Origin of the sequence: Marinomonas maritima (genome assembly GCF_024435075.2) — a bacterium.
GTDB classification, from domain to species: domain Bacteria; phylum Pseudomonadota; class Gammaproteobacteria; order Pseudomonadales; family Marinomonadaceae; genus Marinomonas; species Marinomonas maritima.
Genome location: NZ_JAMZEG020000001.1, coordinates 1193751 through 1211672, shown reverse-complemented (window position 1 = coordinate 1211672; position 17922 = coordinate 1193751). Strand labels below are relative to the sequence as shown.

Below are 17922 nucleotides of genomic sequence, written 5' to 3'. Positions count from 1 at the left end.
AGAATATGCAAAAATGGCGGCATTGAATCAATATTCAAGCCGCCGACTTTTGGTGGTCACACTAAAACAATGTTGAGGACCACTAGGAGCATTATTAAGTCGCTCTCTGCAAAAGCATAGTACGTATATTACCAATTGCCTTAGTTGGGTTTAGCCCTTTAGGACAAACGTTTACACAGTTCATGATACCGTGACAACGAAAGACACTAAATGGATCGTCTAAATCGCTAAGACGTTCTTGCGTTGCCGTATCACGACTATCCGCTAAGAAGCGGTATGCCTGTAACAAGCCAGACGGGCCAACAAACTTATCAGGATTCCACCAGAAAGACGGACACGCCGTTGAACAACAAGCGCATAAAATACATTCATAAAGTCCATCAAGCTTTTCACGCTCTTCAGGGCTTTGCAAGCGCTCAATTGCTGGTGCTGGTGCATCATTGATCAAGAATGGGCGAATTTTTTCATATTGCTTATAAAACTGCCCCATATCAACCACAAGATCACGAACCACTGGCAAACCAGGGAGCGGACGCAGTATCAATTTACCTTTCTTGAGCGCTTCAGACACTGGCGTAATACACGCTAGGCCATTCTTACCTGACATATTCATACCATCAGAACCACACACACCTTCACGGCATGAGCGGCGATACGAAATACTAGGATCTTGAGCTTTCAGCAAGTTCAAGACATCAAGCACCATCAAATCCTTACCTTCTGGCAACTCAATATTATAATCCTGCATGTAAGGAGCGTCGTCCTTTTCAGGGTTGTAGCGATAAATACTAACTAACATACTGAGTTACTCCTTAGTATGAACGAATCATAGGTGGAAAAGCTTCCATTGTCTTCGGCTTAAAGTTCACATCACGCTTAGTGACCGACTTGTCCGCAGGATGGAACAGGGAATGTTTCAACCAGTTTTCGTCATCACGCTCAGTAAAGTCATTGCGCGCATGAGCACCGCGACTTTCTTTACGGAATTCAGCGGGAACCGCTGTCGCTTCGGCAACTTCTAATAAGTTTTCAAGCTCAAGTGCTTCAATACGTGCTGTATTGAAAGCTTGACTCTTATCTTCAAGATGCAAATTTTCAACACGCTTACGAATCTCCTGCAGTTGAGCCAAACCTTTCTGCATAGCCTCACCGTCGCGAAATACACCAAAATAAAGCTGCATAACACTTTGTAGATCAGTACGTACTTCAGCAACACTTTCACCACTAGTCGTATTGTTTAGACGATTCAAACGCACCATCGCCTTTTCAACATTTGCACTGTCAGCATCTAGCAATTCAAAACCTTCATCTAAAGATTTTTTAACTTGAAGACCAACAGCTCGACCGAATACAACCAAATCAAGCAATGAATTACCGCCTAGGCGATTGGCACCATGAACGGATACACAAGCGGCTTCACCACAAGCATAAAGACCACCGATAATCATATCTTCACCGGCTTCGTTTTGCTTAAGTGCCTGCCCACCAATATTCGTTGGAATGCCACCCATCATATAATGACAAGTAGGAATAACAGGAATTGGCTCTTTCACAGGATCAACGTGAGCAAAAGTACGAGACAACTCAAGGATACCTGGAAGACGTTGATTCAACGTTTCTTCACCCAAGTGATCTAGTTTAAGCAATACGTGATCGCCTTTAGGACCACAACCACGACCTTCTAGAATTTCAAGAACCATAGAACGAGCAACAACATCACGCCCAGCAAGATCTTTTGCGTTTGGCGCATAGCGCTCCATGAAACGTTCGCCGTCTTTATTGATCAGGTAACCACCTTCACCACGACAACCTTCTGTAACAAGCGTACCCGCACCGTATATACCAGTTGGGTGGAACTGCCACATTTCCATATCCTGCATTGGGTAGCCAGCACGTAACGCCATGCCGACACCGTCACCGGTATTGATATGAGCATTGGTTGTCGATTGGAAAATACGACCTGCGCCACCCGTTGCGATAACCGTTGCTTTCGCCTTAAGGTAAACCGTTTCGCCAGTTTCGATACAAATCGCAATAACACCAACAACATCGTCTTCGTTATTTTTTACTAAATCCGTCGCATACCACTCATTAAGGAATGTTGTGCCACCTTTAAGGTTACCTTGATAAAGTGTATGTAAAAGCGCATGACCTGTTCTGTCTGCTGCAGCACAAGTACGAGCAGCCTGACCACCTTTACCAAAATCTTTAGACTGGCCACCGAATGGACGCTGATAAATACGTCCTTGCTCTGTACGCGAAAATGGCAACCCCATATGCTCTAGCTCAAAAACCGCTTGAGGCCCTACAGAACACATATATTCAATAGCGTCTTGATCACCAATATAATCCGACCCCTTCACAGAGTCATACATATGCCAACGCCAATCATCATTTGGATCATCACTTGCGATCGCACAAGTAATGCCACCTTGAGCAGATACAGTGTGCGAACGAGTCGGGAACACCTTAGTAACACATGCGGTATTCAAACCTGACTCTGTTAACTGTAGTGCGGCGCGCATACCTGCACCACCACCACCGATAACAATGGCATCAAAAGATATAGTACGAATATTTGCCATTATTTATAGCCCCCAAAGAACCTGAACACCCCATACGACGTAAACAAACATTGTTAGCCCGCATAGAGATTGAAAGAAGAAACGAAGACCAGTAGCTTTTATATAGTCTGTAGAGACACACCACAAGCCAATCCAAGAGTGCATACCAATAGACAAAAGCACCATCAAACTAAAGATGCGCATCCATGTTGCTTCAAATAACCCACTCCACTGATCGTATGTAAGATCAGGATTAAGCAACAAGTAACCAATAAGAAAGACTGTGTACAAAGATAATACAACAGCAGAAACTCGCTGCATCATCCAGTCGTAAAGGCCCGAACGACCAAAGCTTGTAACTTGAGTTACCATATCCACACTCCTGCTAACACGATTAGAACCGCAGCAATCACAAGATTTGCGACAGCAGCACTACGCCCACTTTCCAGCTCTTCAAAGTGTCCCAAATCCATAAACAAGTGTTTCACACCTGCCACAAAATGGTACATCAGCGCAGAAACGACACCCCAGATAATAAACTTCGCGAGGAAGCTAGTCTGTAGCGCATTAACTACCTGATCAAACCCCTCTTGAGACTCCAAAGAAAGATCGAATGCATAAAACAAGAAAGCCAATCCCACAAAGAGGATGATTCCTGTTATACGATGAAGAATAGACACGATTCCTGTGATGGGCATCGATATCGTTGTAATATCAAGGTTGACTGGTCTTTTTTTGTTCACGACTTTTTACACCACTTTATTGATTGAATGGTCAATCACGACCCAATGTCTATACGTAACCACACTCGTTGCTGGATCAGAGTAATATAACCACGTCATAGGCCTGCTTTGAAAATCCCATCGATTTGCAAACAAATGTCTAAAAGCGACTCTCTTTTATCCATTAGCATTAACAAATCAATGAAATCGTCTGAGGCGCAATTATAGACCAGCGAAAAATACTAAGACAAATAGACTAGACAAGAGGTTTTCAATGGTCACCATTCAGCAAATGAATGTAGCCATAAGCCGAAACAATAATGGTATAAAATTACATAAATTTCAGCCACGAAAAACAACACAAAACTCTTTTATTTCAATACCTTAATTGAAATAAATCATTCTCTTGACTTTACCCTAACACGCCACTTTGTCAGATAATTACAAAATAACATACCGTAATGTAAATAGTGTGCAAGTGAACAAGATTGACTTTTATAGCCTAGAAACAGTATTTTTTCCGCACCTTCTGGGTTAGGTAGGGTCAAACTACGACTTCTTAGCCCCGAACCAGAATACGAAGGAGACCATAAATGGCTGATAAAAAAGCACTACTCACAGTGGATGGGATCGATAAAACTATCGAACTTCCTGTTCTTTCAGGCACGTTAGGCACAGACGTTATAGACGTTCGTAGTCTAGGTGCTAACGGTGTATTCACCTACGACCCAGGGTTTATGTCTACCGGCTCTTGTGAATCCTCTATTACCTATATAGACGGTGATGCGGGCATCCTTCTGCATCGAGGCTATCCAATTGCCCAGCTTGCAGAACATTCAGACTATCTAGAGACATGCTATTTGCTACTTTATGGAGAACTTCCTGATAAAGAGCAAAAAGTAGAGTTTGAAAAAACAGTCGGCAAGCACACTATGGTGAACCAATCGATGCACAAGTTCATCGAGGGTTTCCGAAACGATGCTCACCCTATGGCGATCATGTGCGGCCTAGTTGGCGCTTTATCGGCTTTTTACCAAGATCACATGGATATCAATAATCCGAAGCATCGTGAAATTGCGGCCTTCCGCTTAATTTCTAAAATGCCGACATTGGCATCAATTTGTTACAAATACTCTAAAGATCAACCTGTTATGTACCCACGTAACGACCTATCTTATGCAGAAAACTTTTTGTACATGATGTTTGCAACACCTTGTGAAGACTACGCAGTCAATCCTGTGTTTGCTAAAGCGATGGATAAAATTTTCATTCTTCATGCGGACCATGAACAAAACGCTTCGACTTCGACTGTACGTTTGGCTGGTTCTTCAGGTGCAAACCCATTCGCTTGCATTGCAGCTGGTATAGCAACGCTTTGGGGGCCTGCTCATGGCGGCGCCAACGAAGCCGTACTTAGCATGCTAGAAGAAATCGGTGATGTTGATAGCATCGATAAATTCATTGCAAAAGCAAAAGACAAAAACGATCCATTTAGATTAATGGGGTTCGGGCATCGTGTTTACAAAAACTTTGACCCTCGCGCCAAAGTAATGCGCGAAACCTGTGACCAAGTATTGGCAGAATTAGGACAATCTAATGACCCTTTACTAAAAATCGCTAAACGCCTTGAGCAGATAGCACTTGAAGATCCATACTTTGTAGAGCGTAAGCTTTATCCTAACGTAGATTTTTATTCTGGCATTATCATGAAAGCCATCGGCATTCCAACCAGTATGTTCACGGTAATTTTTGCCATGTCTCGTACCATTGGCTGGATTTCCCATTGGAACGAAATGATCAGTGGGCCTTATAAAATTGGCCGTCCTCGCCAGCTTTATATTGGTCAGCCTGAACGAGACTACCCTACCGATAAGTAGTCATTGACGAATTAGATATAAAAAAGCCGCACTTCATAGTGCGGCTTTTTTTCATCTAACAAACGAACTACTCTTCGTCGTCTTCCACTATTTCAGTGATGGTTGAATGGCCACATTTCAAACAATCACCTTCTATCCACACTCGATCTTTCGTCTCAAATTCCTTAGGATTCTTCATTCCCAAGTCCACTTCCATACAGTGATTACACCAAGTTTGGTGTAAAAAATCATTTTGTTCTTCTACTGGACGAGCAAAAAAGTCGCGCTCAACAATCTTCTCTTGTAACGTATCCGTCATTTATTTGACCCCACTGTATTGATAAGACACAACCCGGTTTGCATCTGTATCTAACGCATTTAACGGGGCATTAATAAGCAAACGGCTTAATGATATTGAATTGAAAAGCTTCTGCTTATCTCCATCGATTTCCACAGAGAACTCCACTTTTTCGCCATCAACTTGAACCAAAATAACATCTCGTACAACACTAATACTTTCTAAATAAGACTGAACCTTATTCATAATGCTATAACTAATCACTCCAGCCACTCGAACATTAATTTTACTGGCAGAAAGGCGGTTACGCACCGACGCATAGCGAGAGGAGAACGTTTTCGCCAGCGCGATACTCGCCTCACTAACAATATCATTTGGCGTTTCACCATTTAATGAAAATCGTTCGGATTCTCCATTTTTGAGTAAAACCAACAAACTACCGCCAATGTGCCCAGCATAATTGCTTATCTTAAGAGCCGCGACAGAGTCTGTCTGATAACGCTTGCTTGCGTTAGCAATGCTGTCTTCAAAAAAGCCCCACACATCAGAAACCGCAATACTCTTTTTGTCCACATCATCAAGCAAAGGCGCATATATTGGTACTCCAAGCCGATTTGCAACTTGAGCAAACTCATTTAACGTTTCTGAGGGCTCTTTTGAACCTGAAAGCGTTCTAATACCATTACTTTCACTGACAAGCCAAATAAGCACCGATGGTCGGTTATCACCCCAGACAGGCAAACCATTTTGAGATAAAAAACCGTCTATAGACTCCTGATAGAAGATCACTTTGACTTCTTTTCCTGGGACAAGCCCATTATCAGAAGGAAGCAACTCATTAAGAGAGGCAACAGAATGTTGCGCAACCCAAGTCGACGCTTTCTTTTTAGCCTGCGCCAACAAGTTGCCGGTAATGGCATTTTTGTCGCCAGACACTTTTATCAACACATCTTCAACCGCCAAACCAAATGCTTCGTTCAACATTTGTGTCTCAGATTGTGTTACTGGCAAATTAATTTCAGCCCGATAAAGCCCCTGAACAGAGACGGCATTGGCCGACGAAATAAAAAAAACACTAATAAGTAGTAAAAATATACGAGAATTCATAGCCCTTCCTTCGTTTATTTGCCTATTCTACTGTCTTAATCGCAAAGAACCATAGCCCTAATGCGCCACTATGCTAAAATGCCTTTTTTTCCTCGTACCATGATAAGGCATAGGCAATGACCAAGTCAGACAGACCATCGATTAGTTATAAAGACGCAGGCGTAGATATCAACGCCGGCAATCAACTTGTTGAACGCATTAAAGGTGTAAGCAAAAAAACTCGTCGCCCAGAAGTAATGGGAGGCCTAGGTGGATTTGGTGCTTTAACACGCCTTCCAACTAAGTACAAAAACCCCATTCTTGTCTCAGGCACTGACGGCGTTGGTACTAAGCTTCGCTTAGCGATGGACCTTAATCAGCATGACACAATTGGCATTGATCTAGTGGCAATGTGTGTGAATGACTTAGTGGTTGCTGGTGCAGAACCTCTGTTGTTCCTTGACTACTACGCAACAGGAAAACTGGATATAGATGTTGCTGCTAATGTTGTCACCGGCATAGGCGAAGGCTGTCTACAAGCAGGCTGTGCATTGGTTGGTGGTGAAACCGCTGAAATGCCTGGCATGTATCACGATGGTGACTACGACTTAGCAGGCTTCTGCGTTGGCGTTGTTGAAGAAGATGACATCATCGATGGCAGTAATGTAAAAGCGGGCGATAAATTAATCGCTCTAGGCTCTTCTGGTCCGCACTCAAATGGCTACTCTTTGATCCGCAAAATCCTCGAAGTAAGCAAAGCAGACCTAAATCAAGACATTGATGGTGTGGCTCTTAAAGATGCCTTAATGGAACCGACACGTATTTATGTGAAATCTATTCTTAAACTAATGGAAAGTATTTCAGTTAATGCACTAGCTCATATCACGGGTGGTGGTTTACTAGAAAACATTCCTCGTGTTCTTCCTGAAGATGCGGCTGCAAAAATTGATGCTACTAGTTGGAAACGCCCTGCTGTGTTTGATTGGTTACAAGAACAAGGAAATGTTGAGCAAGAGGAAATGTACCGTGTTCTAAACTGCGGTGTTGGTATGGTACTTTCTATTGATGCAGACAAAGCAGACGAAGCACTCTCTATTCTAAAAGCAGAAGGCGAAAATGCTTGGATTATTGGTGAAATCTGCCTTCGTGATGGCGGAAAAGACGTTTTAATTTCTGATCTAGAGACGCAGGCATGAGTTTTCCTATCGTTGTCTTAATTTCTGGCAGCGGCAGCAACTTGCAAGCTTTGATTGATCAAAGCTTGCAAGGACAACTCAATATCAATATCTGTGCGGTCATCAGCAATAAAGCAGACGCTTACGGGCTAGAACGTGCCAAAGTAGCAGGCATACCTACTCACACGTTAAACCATAAGTCCTTTGATAGCCGTGAAGCATTCGATGCTGAGCTACAAAAGCTCATCGATCAATACCAGCCCAAGCTGGTTGTTCTCGCTGGTTTTATGCGTATTTTAACGGAAACATTTGCGCAACATTATGAAGGTAGAATGTTAAACATTCATCCCTCATTACTGCCTAAATACAAAGGTTTAAATACTCATCAACGCGCTATTGATGCGAATGAAAAAGAACATGGTGTATCAGTACACTTCGTTAGTCCAGAACTGGATGCTGGCGCGGTTATATTGCAAGCCAGTACGAAAATAGTAGATGAAGACACGACTGAGTCCTTAGCGAATAAAGTCCACGCTATGGAACACATTATTTACCCACTGGCCGTAAAATGGTTCAGCGAAGATAGATTAACATTCCATGACGGAAAGGCTTTTTTAGACAAGAATACACTTCCTGAAAGCGGTGTTCTTTATAACCAAGCACTAACATGATGTAGGAGAAAGTATGAGAGCTCGTAAAATTCCAATGTGTTTAGTTGCTATTTTTATGAGCATTCCCATGCTTTCTCTTTCTTCAACAAAAGTAAGCGCCACTGCCCCACAAACCACATTTCTAAAACCCTATTCAGCGGTATACAGCACCATCTGGAAAAAAGGGATTAGCCTAAAAGTTGAGGGTAAACAAACCCTATCAAAGCAATCAGATAGCCTCTGGCGATTTGTTTTTTCTGCTGACAGCATGATCGCTTCATTGGATGAGTCTTCAACATTTCAGGTTAAAGATCACCAAATCATCCCACAAAAATACGAATACAAAAGCACCGTTCTTGGTAAAAAGAGAACCGCCACTCTCACTTTTGATTGGGAAAAAAATCTCGTTAGAAATGACGTAAAAGATAAACCGTGGAATCTTGCTATCAACCCAAATACGCTGGATAAACTGTCTATTCAATTGCAAGTTAGACAAGACTTAAAACTGGGTAAAAACGAATTTGATTATCAAATTGCCGATGGTGGTTATATCAAAAACTGGCGCTTTGAACGTGACCAAATGGAAACGATTAAAACTAAATTAGGTCGACTGTCTGCCATTAAAATCATTCGGACAGACAACCTAGATAAAGGTAAAAAAACATCTTTTTGGTTTGTGCCAAAATTGGATTACTTACTAGTCAAACTTGAACACAAAGAAGATGGTGAATCATACCATCTAGACATAGATTCCGTTAAATTACTGTAAGCACTACCATTACCAGTAGTGCGTAAATCAATGTCGTTAACCCAGAGTGTCTGGTGTATTCACATTTAGTAATTCTTCCGACTTATCCCACAAAACAGGCTTGCACCCGAAAGCCTTATAAAAAGCCATGACACTATAGCGCTCACTCTTATCAAGAAAGTCTTTCAACATTATCAAAGCGGACTCCACGGGAAGAATGGCATGCAAAGGGTGGCCACCAAAAGCATCGCTTAAGTAATGAATGCGATTTGGAAACATCTTGCTGGCACTTATCAATTGGGAAAAAGCATCACTACTAATACAAGGTGTATCACAAGGAGAAACCAATAAATGCGACGTTTTAGCAAAAGCTAAACATGTGGCTAACCCTGATAATGGCCCTTTTCCTTGATAAAAAGGGTCATCTGCTATTACCTCAAAACCAAGGTCGGCATAACGTTCAGAATTTCTATTGGCATTGATAAAGACACAACTGGTTACTTGCCGCAAAGCTAAACCAACAGACAAAGCCATCGCTTCTCCACGAAACAACAACAAACCTTTATCCTGACTGGCCATACGCTCGCCCTTTCCACCAGCCAGTACCGCACCAGATAAAGACAAAAAATCCATAATATTCCTTTTATCCGATTTGAGATAACCAGCCTTTATTGCGTTTAAACCAAATTTCATCCGCCAATATTAAACACTCTTCATGGGAAGCAACGCCGTAAATAAGCCCCGCAACAGACGCGAGGGTTTGCCTTACCGCTTGCTCGCCAAACTGATCAATTTGCTCACCACTCCAATGATCTGTCAGGCGCGAAAGGTCTAAATTGTGCTTAAGGCGCTTATGCTCTTTTTCCGCTTTTGGCCAACTAATTTGGCTAGCAATCCCGCCTTGCCATTTCAGCAAAGTCACATCTCGCTCAGGGTTCACTTCCGCTTCACCATTCCCACCTCGAAAAACAAGAACGGACGGATCATTCAATTGCTCACAAGCGGCCACATGCAGATCATCATAACCACGATGGAATACGCCATGAACACTGTGATCCGCCTTAAATGGATTCATCATTCGCACCACGGTATTCACTGGCGACCGAAGACCAAGCGTGTATTTCAAATCCATCATCTGACTTAATACAGGGTCTATACTTTCCAACGGCGTATAAGCAAAGCCTGTTTGGTGAAGGCTCTGCTTTATGTCTAAGCGCGAATGACTGATAGGCAAGCCCAAGTCTTTAATCGCTTCATCCACGTAAATTCTATCTTCTCCCGTGAAGGAATGACCGTGCATAACAATATTTAAACCATTGTTCGCCAAAGCAAGCGCGGCCAACAAAAACCATGGTAATTCATTTCGCTTACCGGCATAAGCAGGCCAATCGAGATCTACCTTCAGATCCAGCGACTCTTTTTCATCAAGAAATTGACGCGTCGCTTTAGTAAAACCGACAGTTTCTTCTATCGTCTCTTCTCGAATACGAATTAACATCCAAAAAGCACCAGATTGTTCTGGCTCAACCTTCCCTTGAAGTATAAGCGACATCGCATGTTCCGCTTCTTCTACGGTTAAACTGCGCGCGCCCTTTTTCCCTCTCCCTAGGATTTTGACGTATTGCGTGAAGTCATTACTTATTTTGATAGTCATGCCGACAACTCGATTATAGTAGGAATAAAGTGCTTTAATTCAGGAAGACAAGAACCGCAATTGGTACCGCATTTTAATGTCGCCCCTAACGTTTCAACGGAGCAAGCGCCACCCGCAACGGCTTTTTCTATTTGCTTGCTTCCAATCTGGAAGCAAGAGCACACTATTGAGCCTTTATCCTCAACATTGGCAGGCGTACCCACTAAAATCGCCATGCGATCCAATTCGGACAACACCACGTTTTTCGCTAGCTTAGACTCCAACCAATCACAAGAAATAGAATCAGGCTTAGCGTGCAAATACACCGCTACGCTTAGTTTTTGGTTATTAATATACGCCAATCTTATTTGCTGAGTCTTAGGGTTGGTGTATTCCAACCATTCCCCTGCTACTTGATCCGATATTTTAAACGAAGATTGGATAGAAGCCACGTTTTCTCCAACCGACCACACCACTTCGTAGTGATAACCATGCTCGGATGGCACATAACACCAGTAAATGAAATCCAATGTGTCTAGTGGCGTAGCAGAAACGACCACACCATAAGAAACATTCTTCACCGCTTCCAGTTTCACTTGAGCGTGCTTGGATTCAGGCTGCCCAGATAAAGGGTCCACTATCTGGGGAATTAGATTCGAAACCACCGCCGCATTCGAAAATTGCTGCGTCCAATGGATCGGTGCAAACGCATTGCCAGGGGACACTGCACGGCTGATTTTCGCTTTCAGCAAAGCCTCACCATAAGGTGACGTGAGACGAACCAATGTTTTATCTTCTATACCGAGTTGCCTTGCATCTTTAGGATGAATTTCCACATAAGGCTGATCCGTATGTTTCGTTAAAGACGCCGCATCTCCTGTTCTTGTCATCGTATGCCATTGGTCTCGGACTCGTCCCGTATTTAGGGTAAATGGCCATTCTGGTGTGGCCACATGAACCGGTAAAACAGGAACAATAGGGACAAATTTTGCTCGCTTATCCGGCGTGAAAAAGCGGCCGTCTTCAAACATTCGCTTAGTCCCTTCGGGTCGTCCTTTTAGAACCGGCCATTGTACTGGCGTTAAATTGTCGTACTCTTCTTTGGTTATTTTGCAAAAATGCCCAATATCGAAATCTCGCTTACCGTTATTCTCAAAAGCAGATAACGCCGCATGCTCCGAGAAAATCTCATGCACATTATGATAAGAAAAAGCAGACTGAAAACCCAAACGTTTGGCAACCTCACAGATCGCCCACCAGTCATGCTTTGCTTCACCAGGAGCGGGCAACAATCCACGCTGACGAGAGATTCTCCGTTCTGAATTTGTGACCGTTCCGTCTTTTTCACTCCAACCGGTCGCTGGAAATAACACATCCGCCATTGCGGTTGTATCCGTGTTTGCCTTGCAATCACTCACAATCACCAACTCGCACTTTTCTAATGCTCGTCTAACTTGGGCTGTATCAGGTAAACTGACCATAGGGTTGGTCGACATAATCCACACAACTTTGACTTTCCCCTCTTCCATGGCCTGAAATAAATCCACTGCTTTTAAGCCATTTTCAGTAGCCATATTAGGCGCCTGCCAAAAACGCTGAACCAGTTTTTGAGCGCCTGGCGTCGCGAAATCCATATGCGCAGCCAATTGATTCGCCAACCCCCCGACTTCTCGTCCGCCCATGGCATTTGGTTGGCCCGTTATCGAAAAAGGGCCGGTGCCTTCTTTGCCTATTCGACCTGTGGCCAAATGGCAGTTAATAATGGCATTGCATTTATCAACACCAGACGAAGATTGATTCACGCCTTGAGAGTAAAACGTAACTGTTCTCTCTGCCTTTTCCCACCAATGAGCTAATGTCATTAATGCTTGCTCGCTCACACCGCTAAATTTCGCAGTCGAAACAAGATTGGGGGTCGACTCCATTGCCTGCATTAAGGCGTCATTAAAACCATTGGTATGCTGGGCAATAAAGTCATTATCAAGAATGTCCATTTGCGCGGAGTGCTGCAGAAGAAAAGAAAAAATGGCCGCATCACTGCCCAGTTTAATAGACAAATGTAAATCGGCAATATCGCATGTGGCCGTTTCTCTAGGATCAATCACCACGACTTTCATATTAGGGCGTTGCTTTTTCGCTTCAACAATTCTTTGGTATAATATAGGATGCGTCCACGCCGCGTTCGATCCCACCATGATCAATAGATCACACAACTCCAAATCTTCGTAATTGCAAGGCACGGTGTCCGAGCCAAATGCTCGCTTATACCCCACTACAGCAGATGCCATGCACAAACGAGAATTGGTATCTACATTCGCCGTACCAAGAAAACCTTTCGCTAGCTTATTCGCCACATAATAATCTTCGGTGAGAATTTGCCCTGAGAGATAGAAAGCAAATGAATCAGGACCATGTTCCTTTATCACTTGCTCAATTTTCGCACTCACTGTATCAACAGCCGATTCCCAAGAAACAATTTCACCGTTCACCATTGGAGCCAATAACCTATCATCGGATTTAAGCGTTTGGGCAAGACTGCTGCCTTTTACACAAAGACGACCAAAGTTAGCAGGATGATCAAGATCACCAGACACTGACGGAACCGATTCTGTCAAAGAGTCCGGAATCGTAAAATTAACACCACACCCTACGCCACAATATGGACAAGTCGTTTTTGCAATTGTTGCTGTCATAGACCTTCCCTTCCTCAAAACCGTTTTCATAAAAACAAAAAAGGCCCAATCACTTTCCTTGAAAAGCGATTGGGCCTCGTTGCCTTTTGTAATATCTGACTGCTTTATGTGTAAACCATCGTCGGTTTACGGTGCATCAGTTGCTTATAATAAAAGCAATAAGCAAGCCAACTTTTAGCGTTTATGTAACTCCGTTATTCGTCGCCATTACTGGCCTAGATAGGCTCAGAGAAACCACACCATTAAAGAACCCAATAAGACCGCACTAACATGGAGCAATAAACGCAAATCAGTGCATTTTTGGCCAATCTTTAAAATCAGTTGCAAGCAACGTAAATACCGTCGCCCTCTAATTTAGCAGACCAGTGAGGCACATTGATGTCTTCTTCAAGGCATCTCCCCGATGACAATACAAAGTGTTGCTTGTACAACGGGCTTGCTACAACCCATTCATCTTGAAGATGAGCAACGAGACCTCTCGACAGCACGTTGGCTTTCCCTATCGGATCCCAGTTTCCAATTGCAAAGACTTTGTTTTCTGACTCCGGCACATAAAATAGCGCTATTTGCTCACCATTCACCATCGCAGCTACACCAGCGTCTACAACAAGATCACTTTGCTTGCATACTAATTTCCACTGCATCGTCATTTTATTACCCCGCCTTAGCAATGAGTTGCTGTTTTTCTAAATCTGTTGCTGGGCGCATTTGATTGCGCTCTTCAACAAACACAACGTTCGTATCGACACCTTCATAGTTAACAAACTGACGAAAAGTTTTGAGTGCTTCTGGGTCTTCTAAGGTGGTTTTCCATTCACATTGAAAGGTATTCACGACATGCTGCATGCGTTCTTCTAGCTCATCACACAAACCGAGTTTGTCATTAATCACGACTTCTTTTAAATACGCTAAACCACCTTCTAAACCATCCATCCAGACCGAGGTTCTTTGTAGACGGTCGGCTGTTTTTGTATAAAACATCAGCACACGGTCAATGTATTTTACTAAGGTTTCATCATCCAAATCGGTCGCAAACAAATCACCATGGCGAGGCTTCATACCGCCGTTACCACAGACATATAAATTCCAACCACCTTCTGTTGCAATCACTCCAATGTCTTTACTCTGCGCTTCTGCACATTCACGCGTACAACCCGATACTGCAAATTTGATTTTATGTGGCGAGCGCAATCCTTTGTAACGATTCTCAAGATCAATCGCCATTTTCATGCTGTCGTTAACACCATAACGACACCAAGTGCTACCAACACAGGATTTCACCGTACGTAATGACTTACCGTAAGCCTGACCTGTTTCAAAACCAGCAGAGATTAACTTCTCCCAGATTTCTGGCAGCTGAGCTAATGTTGCACCAAACAAATCAATACGCTGACCACCTGTCACCTTAGTATAAAGCGCGTATTCTTTCGCCACTTCACCCAACACAATCAGTCTATCTGGAGTAATTTCTCCTCCAGGAATACGAGGAACAATCGAATAGGTTCCGTCTTTTTGCATGTTCGCTAAGAAACGATCATTGGTGTCCTGCAAGCTGATATGTTCTTTTTTCAGAACATAATCATTCCAAACACTAGCAAGAATAGAACCCACAACGGGTTTGCAAATTTCACAACCATGGCCTTTACCGTGCTTTTCTAGCAGACTAGCAAAGCTTTTAATCTCTTCAATTTTAACCATGTTGTATAAATCTTGGCGTGTATAAGTAAAGTGCTCGCAAATGTCTGTACTGACTTCCACTCCCAACGCCAGCAATTCGTTATCGACGACTTTTTTCAATAACGCCGTACAACCACCACAACCAGTTGCGGCTTTGGTAACACCTTTCACATCGCCAACAGACAAAGCTCCGTTGCACACAGCGTCACTAATGTCTTGCTTGGAGACATTATGACAACTACAAATTGACGCTGTCGCTGGTAGAGCATCCACACCCAATGCGGCAGGCGCACCATCCATCGCAGGCAGAATTAATGATTGAGCCTGTTCTGGTAAATCAATGGCATTCAGATAATATTGCAACAAAGTATCGTAATAGCTGTTATCACCAACCAATACTGCGCCTAATAACTTTTTACCATCTTCTGACACCACCATTTTACGATAGCTTTGGCTAATTTCATCTTGATACACAAACACCTTAGAACCTTGTGTTTGGGCATGAGCATCACCGACAGAACCCACATCACAACCAAGTAGTTTGAGCTTGGTACTCATATCTGCGCCAGTGAAAGACACACTTTCCGTGCCTAACAAATGCCCTACTGCGGCTTTTGCCATGGTGTAACCTGGCGCCACTAGACCATAAATTCGACCATTCCAAAGCGCACACTCGCCGATAGAATAAATGTCTTCATCGCTTGTCTGACAATGATTATTAATGGTGATACCACCACGCTCGCCCGCCTCTAAACCCGATTGTTTTGCCAATGCGTCTTGAGGGCGAATACCCGCAGAAAACAAAATCAAATCCGTTTCAAGGTGAGTGCCGTCTGCAAAATTCATACGATGGAAAGCCGTTTCACCATCGACAATGTCTTGTGTCGCCGTGTCGGTATAGACCTTTACATCTAAACCTTCGATCATGCCTTTGAGGACACTTCCGCCCTTTTCATCTAACTGTACTGGCATCAAGCGTGGTGCGAACTCCACCACACTGGTTTCAAGACCAAGATTTTTGAGCGCATTTGCCGCTTCCAAACCCAATAGACCACCACCAACCACCGTACCGCGCGTCACTGTTTTCGCACAATTCCTAATCGCATCCAAATCTTCCAGCGTCCGGTAAACAAAGGTATTGTTACGCTTATGGCCAGGGATCGGAGGAACAAAAGGATAAGATCCAGTGGCAAGTACAAGTTTATCGTAAGACAATGTCTCACCATTTTTCAAAACAAGCAGCTTAGCGGCGCGATCAATCTGCGTTACCAAACTATTAGTGAAATACCGAACACCATTGTCGTCGTACAATGAGCCATCCGTCATCGCTAAATCCGCTGCGCCTTTGCCGGTGAAATATTCACTAAGGTGCACACGGTCATACGCTAAATGCGGCTCTTCACCAAAAACAATAATATGAAATAGTTCATGGCCACCCTGAGCAATTATTTGCTCTACAAAATGGTGACCAACCATGCCGTTACCCACTACAACAAGATGTGGTTTATTCGCCGAGAGAGGTGTAATAGAAGTCATCATGCTTCCCCTTCTTTGATATTTGTTACTTTCAACACCTAGGAACGCTTATTAGGCTACTTGAGGACGACAATATGCTTCGCCAAAAACCAGTAATTCAAGCATGTCCGAGACATTGGTTTTATTTTGAATAAGCTGGAAATACCAGCTTCCATCGGCGACGTTGCCATAAAGAATTGCCCCAACCAGTAAGCCGTCGTTGACCACCAGTTTGCGGTAATGATTTGCTGCTACATCTTTAAAAAAGATGCAGGAGTCTCCTTGAGTAGGTTGAATTTTTCCGACTGAAAAAAGATTCACACCAGATACTTTTAGCTTGGTGGGTGTTGGCTCAATAACAAAACGACCATCCTCACCACTTAATACCGTTATTAGCGCTTTGATCTGCGCCCAAATTGGCGCAACCAAACCAAACGTTTGCTGTTCAAGCTCACAACATTCCCCCAATGCAAAAACATCAGGGTGAGACGTCTTCATTTTTTCGTCGACCACAATAGCCTGATTAACCTCTATCCCGGCCTTTTTTGCCAAACGAACTTCAGGTGAAATCCCCGCTGCCATTACCACCAAATCCACTTTCATGTGTTCACCGCCATGGCAAACCACATGCGTAACCAATCCAGTTTCTGATTGTAAAAATGACGAAGGCGATTCACCTAATCGAAATTGAACACCCATTCCTTCAAGTCGATTTTGTAGAAGTTGAGCTGACTCCGTATCCAACTGACGATTCAGCAACCAATTTGATCGATGAAATACAGTGACTTTATGGCCACGCTTAACCAAACCAACCGCAGCTTCTAAGCCTAAAAGCCCGCCGCCAATCACACACACTGACTGATAACCTTTAAGCGCCGTCATCACATCTACATCTTGCCAAGTACGAAAGCCCATAACATTCGGCGCAGATGCACCTTCTATCGACAGCATCTTGGCCCGAGATCCGGTGGCAAAAACTAACTTGTCATAAGTCACACTTTGGCCGCTGGCCAAACGTAGCTCTTTTGTCCCAAGGTCCATATCAATAACCGGATCACCAGAAATAATATGCACACCACCCACTCGCATCTTATCGGTGTTAACCAGCGGCATTTCTGCATCTGAAATATCGTTCGCCAACAGTGAAGACAACATAATGCGGTTATATCCCACTTTAGACTCTTCACCTATCAAGGTGATTGAGTAATGGGTATTGAGCGTTTGTTGCAAATCATTCGCCAGTTTACTGCCCGCCATTCCAGCACCAACAATAACGAGGCGAACGCGACTTGATGGCTTCATTTT

At 43.4% G+C, this 17922-nt stretch carries 16 protein-coding genes; 4 read left to right on the top strand and 12 right to left on the bottom strand.

The genetic code is table 11. The features are described 5' to 3' along the window. Nucleotides 1-94: 94 nt before the first annotated feature. The 4 genes from M3I01_RS05745 to sdhC are packed head-to-tail and all read right to left on the bottom strand — an operon-like array spanning nucleotide 95 to nucleotide 3307. A complete protein-coding gene (locus M3I01_RS05745) occupies nucleotides 95-799 on the bottom strand; it encodes a succinate dehydrogenase iron-sulfur subunit (protein ID WP_255894696.1) in 705 nt (234 codons plus the stop codon). 13 nt (nucleotides 800-812) lie between these two features. Then, nucleotides 813-2585: a succinate dehydrogenase flavoprotein subunit gene (sdhA, locus tag M3I01_RS05740; protein WP_255894694.1), complete on the bottom strand. Its 1773-nt coding sequence runs from the start codon at nucleotides 2583-2585 to the stop codon at nucleotides 813-815. A gap of 3 nt (nucleotides 2586-2588) precedes the next feature. Then, on the bottom strand, nucleotides 2589-2936 hold the full coding sequence (sdhD, locus tag M3I01_RS05735; protein WP_255894692.1) for a succinate dehydrogenase, hydrophobic membrane anchor protein: 348 nt from the start codon (nucleotides 2934-2936) through the stop codon (nucleotides 2589-2591). Then, nucleotides 2930-3307 carry a succinate dehydrogenase, cytochrome b556 subunit gene (sdhC, locus tag M3I01_RS05730; RefSeq protein WP_255894690.1) on the bottom strand — a complete coding sequence of 126 codons (378 nt, stop codon included), beginning with the start codon at nucleotides 3305-3307 and terminating at the stop codon, nucleotides 2930-2932. The genes sdhD and sdhC overlap by 7 nt, the downstream gene beginning before the upstream one ends. 572 nt (nucleotides 3308-3879) lie before the next feature. Between sdhC and gltA the strand changes: the two genes are divergently transcribed. Continuing rightward, nucleotides 3880-5163: a citrate synthase gene (gene gltA / locus M3I01_RS05725; protein ID WP_255894689.1), complete on the top strand. Its 1284-nt coding sequence runs from the start codon at nucleotides 3880-3882 to the stop codon at nucleotides 5161-5163. Nucleotides 5164-5230: 67 nt separating this feature from the next. Here gltA and M3I01_RS05720 read toward each other — a convergent pair whose 3' ends face one another. Together M3I01_RS05720 and M3I01_RS05715 are read right to left on the bottom strand one after the other, a co-directional pair. Then, on the bottom strand, nucleotides 5231-5461 hold the full coding sequence (locus M3I01_RS05720) for a hypothetical protein (protein WP_255894688.1): 231 nt from the start codon (nucleotides 5459-5461) through the stop codon (nucleotides 5231-5233). Then, a complete protein-coding gene (locus M3I01_RS05715) occupies nucleotides 5462-6547 on the bottom strand; it encodes a DUF2066 domain-containing protein (RefSeq protein WP_255894687.1) in 1086 nt (361 codons plus the stop codon). A gap of 116 nt (nucleotides 6548-6663) precedes the next feature. On the opposite strand from M3I01_RS05715, the gene purM reads away from it, so the two are divergent. From purM to M3I01_RS05700, 3 genes are read left to right on the top strand one after another with little or no spacing between them, the layout of a single operon-like run. Continuing rightward, entirely contained in the window at nucleotides 6664-7722 is a 1059-nt protein-coding gene (gene purM, locus M3I01_RS05710; RefSeq protein ID WP_255894686.1) for a phosphoribosylformylglycinamidine cyclo-ligase, read from the top strand. Beyond that, complete coding sequence (purN, locus tag M3I01_RS05705; RefSeq protein WP_255894684.1) at nucleotides 7719-8372, top strand: phosphoribosylglycinamide formyltransferase; 654 nt, start codon at nucleotides 7719-7721, stop codon at nucleotides 8370-8372. The genes purM and purN overlap by 4 nt, the downstream gene beginning before the upstream one ends. 13 nt (nucleotides 8373-8385) lie before the next feature. Continuing rightward, on the top strand, nucleotides 8386-9120 hold the full coding sequence (locus M3I01_RS05700) for a DUF3108 domain-containing protein (protein WP_255894683.1): 735 nt from the start codon (nucleotides 8386-8388) through the stop codon (nucleotides 9118-9120). Nucleotides 9121-9156: 36 nt separating this feature from the next. Here the strand turns inward: M3I01_RS05700 and mobA are convergent, their stop codons facing one another. The 6 genes from mobA to M3I01_RS05670 form a co-directional block, all read right to left on the bottom strand. Then, nucleotides 9157-9732, bottom strand: coding sequence for a molybdenum cofactor guanylyltransferase (gene mobA / locus M3I01_RS05695; RefSeq protein ID WP_255894682.1), 576 nt, complete (start codon nucleotides 9730-9732; stop codon nucleotides 9157-9159). A gap of 10 nt (nucleotides 9733-9742) precedes the next feature. Beyond that, nucleotides 9743-10753, bottom strand: a complete 1011-nt coding sequence (locus tag M3I01_RS05690) for a glycosyl transferase family protein (protein ID WP_255894681.1) — start codon at nucleotides 10751-10753, stop codon at nucleotides 9743-9745. After that, nucleotides 10750-13425: a nitrate reductase gene (locus M3I01_RS05685; protein ID WP_275564968.1), complete on the bottom strand. Its 2676-nt coding sequence runs from the start codon at nucleotides 13423-13425 to the stop codon at nucleotides 10750-10752. The genes M3I01_RS05690 and M3I01_RS05685 overlap by 4 nt, the downstream gene beginning before the upstream one ends. A 317-nt stretch (nucleotides 13426-13742) precedes the next feature. Next, a complete protein-coding gene (gene nirD / locus M3I01_RS05680) occupies nucleotides 13743-14075 on the bottom strand; it encodes a nitrite reductase small subunit NirD (RefSeq protein WP_255894680.1) in 333 nt (110 codons plus the stop codon). A gap of 4 nt (nucleotides 14076-14079) precedes the next feature. Next, nucleotides 14080-16641, bottom strand: a complete 2562-nt coding sequence (nirB, locus tag M3I01_RS05675; RefSeq protein WP_275564967.1) for a nitrite reductase large subunit NirB — start codon at nucleotides 16639-16641, stop codon at nucleotides 14080-14082. Nucleotides 16642-16689: 48 nt separating this feature from the next. Continuing rightward, on the bottom strand, nucleotides 16690-17919 hold the full coding sequence (locus tag M3I01_RS05670) for an NAD(P)/FAD-dependent oxidoreductase (protein ID WP_255894679.1): 1230 nt from the start codon (nucleotides 17917-17919) through the stop codon (nucleotides 16690-16692). Nucleotides 17920-17922: the final 3 nt, after the last annotated feature.

Coding starts and splice junctions, on each gene's coding strand:
- M3I01_RS05720 (WP_255894688.1), bottom strand. CDS start 5,461: ATGACGGATACGTTACAAGAGAAGATTGTTGAGCGCGACTTTTTTGCT.
- M3I01_RS05685 (WP_275564968.1), bottom strand. CDS start 13,425: ATGACAGCAACAATTGCAAAAACGACTTGTCCATATTGTGGCGTAGGG.
- sdhA (WP_255894694.1), bottom strand. CDS start 2,585: ATGGCAAATATTCGTACTATATCTTTTGATGCCATTGTTATCGGTGGT.
- M3I01_RS05690 (WP_255894681.1), bottom strand. CDS start 10,753: ATGACTATCAAAATAAGTAATGACTTCACGCAATACGTCAAAATCCTA.
- nirD (WP_255894680.1), bottom strand. CDS start 14,075: ATGACGATGCAGTGGAAATTAGTATGCAAGCAAAGTGATCTTGTTGTA.
- sdhD (WP_255894692.1), bottom strand. CDS start 2,936: ATGGTAACTCAAGTTACAAGCTTTGGTCGTTCGGGCCTTTACGACTGG.
- M3I01_RS05745 (WP_255894696.1), bottom strand. CDS start 799: ATGTTAGTTAGTATTTATCGCTACAACCCTGAAAAGGACGACGCTCCT.
- purM (WP_255894686.1), top strand. CDS start 6,664: ATGACCAAGTCAGACAGACCATCGATTAGTTATAAAGACGCAGGCGTA.
- mobA (WP_255894682.1), bottom strand. CDS start 9,732: ATGGATTTTTTGTCTTTATCTGGTGCGGTACTGGCTGGTGGAAAGGGC.
- M3I01_RS05700 (WP_255894683.1), top strand. CDS start 8,386: ATGAGAGCTCGTAAAATTCCAATGTGTTTAGTTGCTATTTTTATGAGC.
- nirB (WP_275564967.1), bottom strand. CDS start 16,641: ATGATGACTTCTATTACACCTCTCTCGGCGAATAAACCACATCTTGTT.
- M3I01_RS05715 (WP_255894687.1), bottom strand. CDS start 6,547: ATGAATTCTCGTATATTTTTACTACTTATTAGTGTTTTTTTTATTTCG.
- M3I01_RS05670 (WP_255894679.1), bottom strand. CDS start 17,919: ATGAAGCCATCAAGTCGCGTTCGCCTCGTTATTGTTGGTGCTGGAATG.
- gltA (WP_255894689.1), top strand. CDS start 3,880: ATGGCTGATAAAAAAGCACTACTCACAGTGGATGGGATCGATAAAACT.
- purN (WP_255894684.1), top strand. CDS start 7,719: ATGAGTTTTCCTATCGTTGTCTTAATTTCTGGCAGCGGCAGCAACTTG.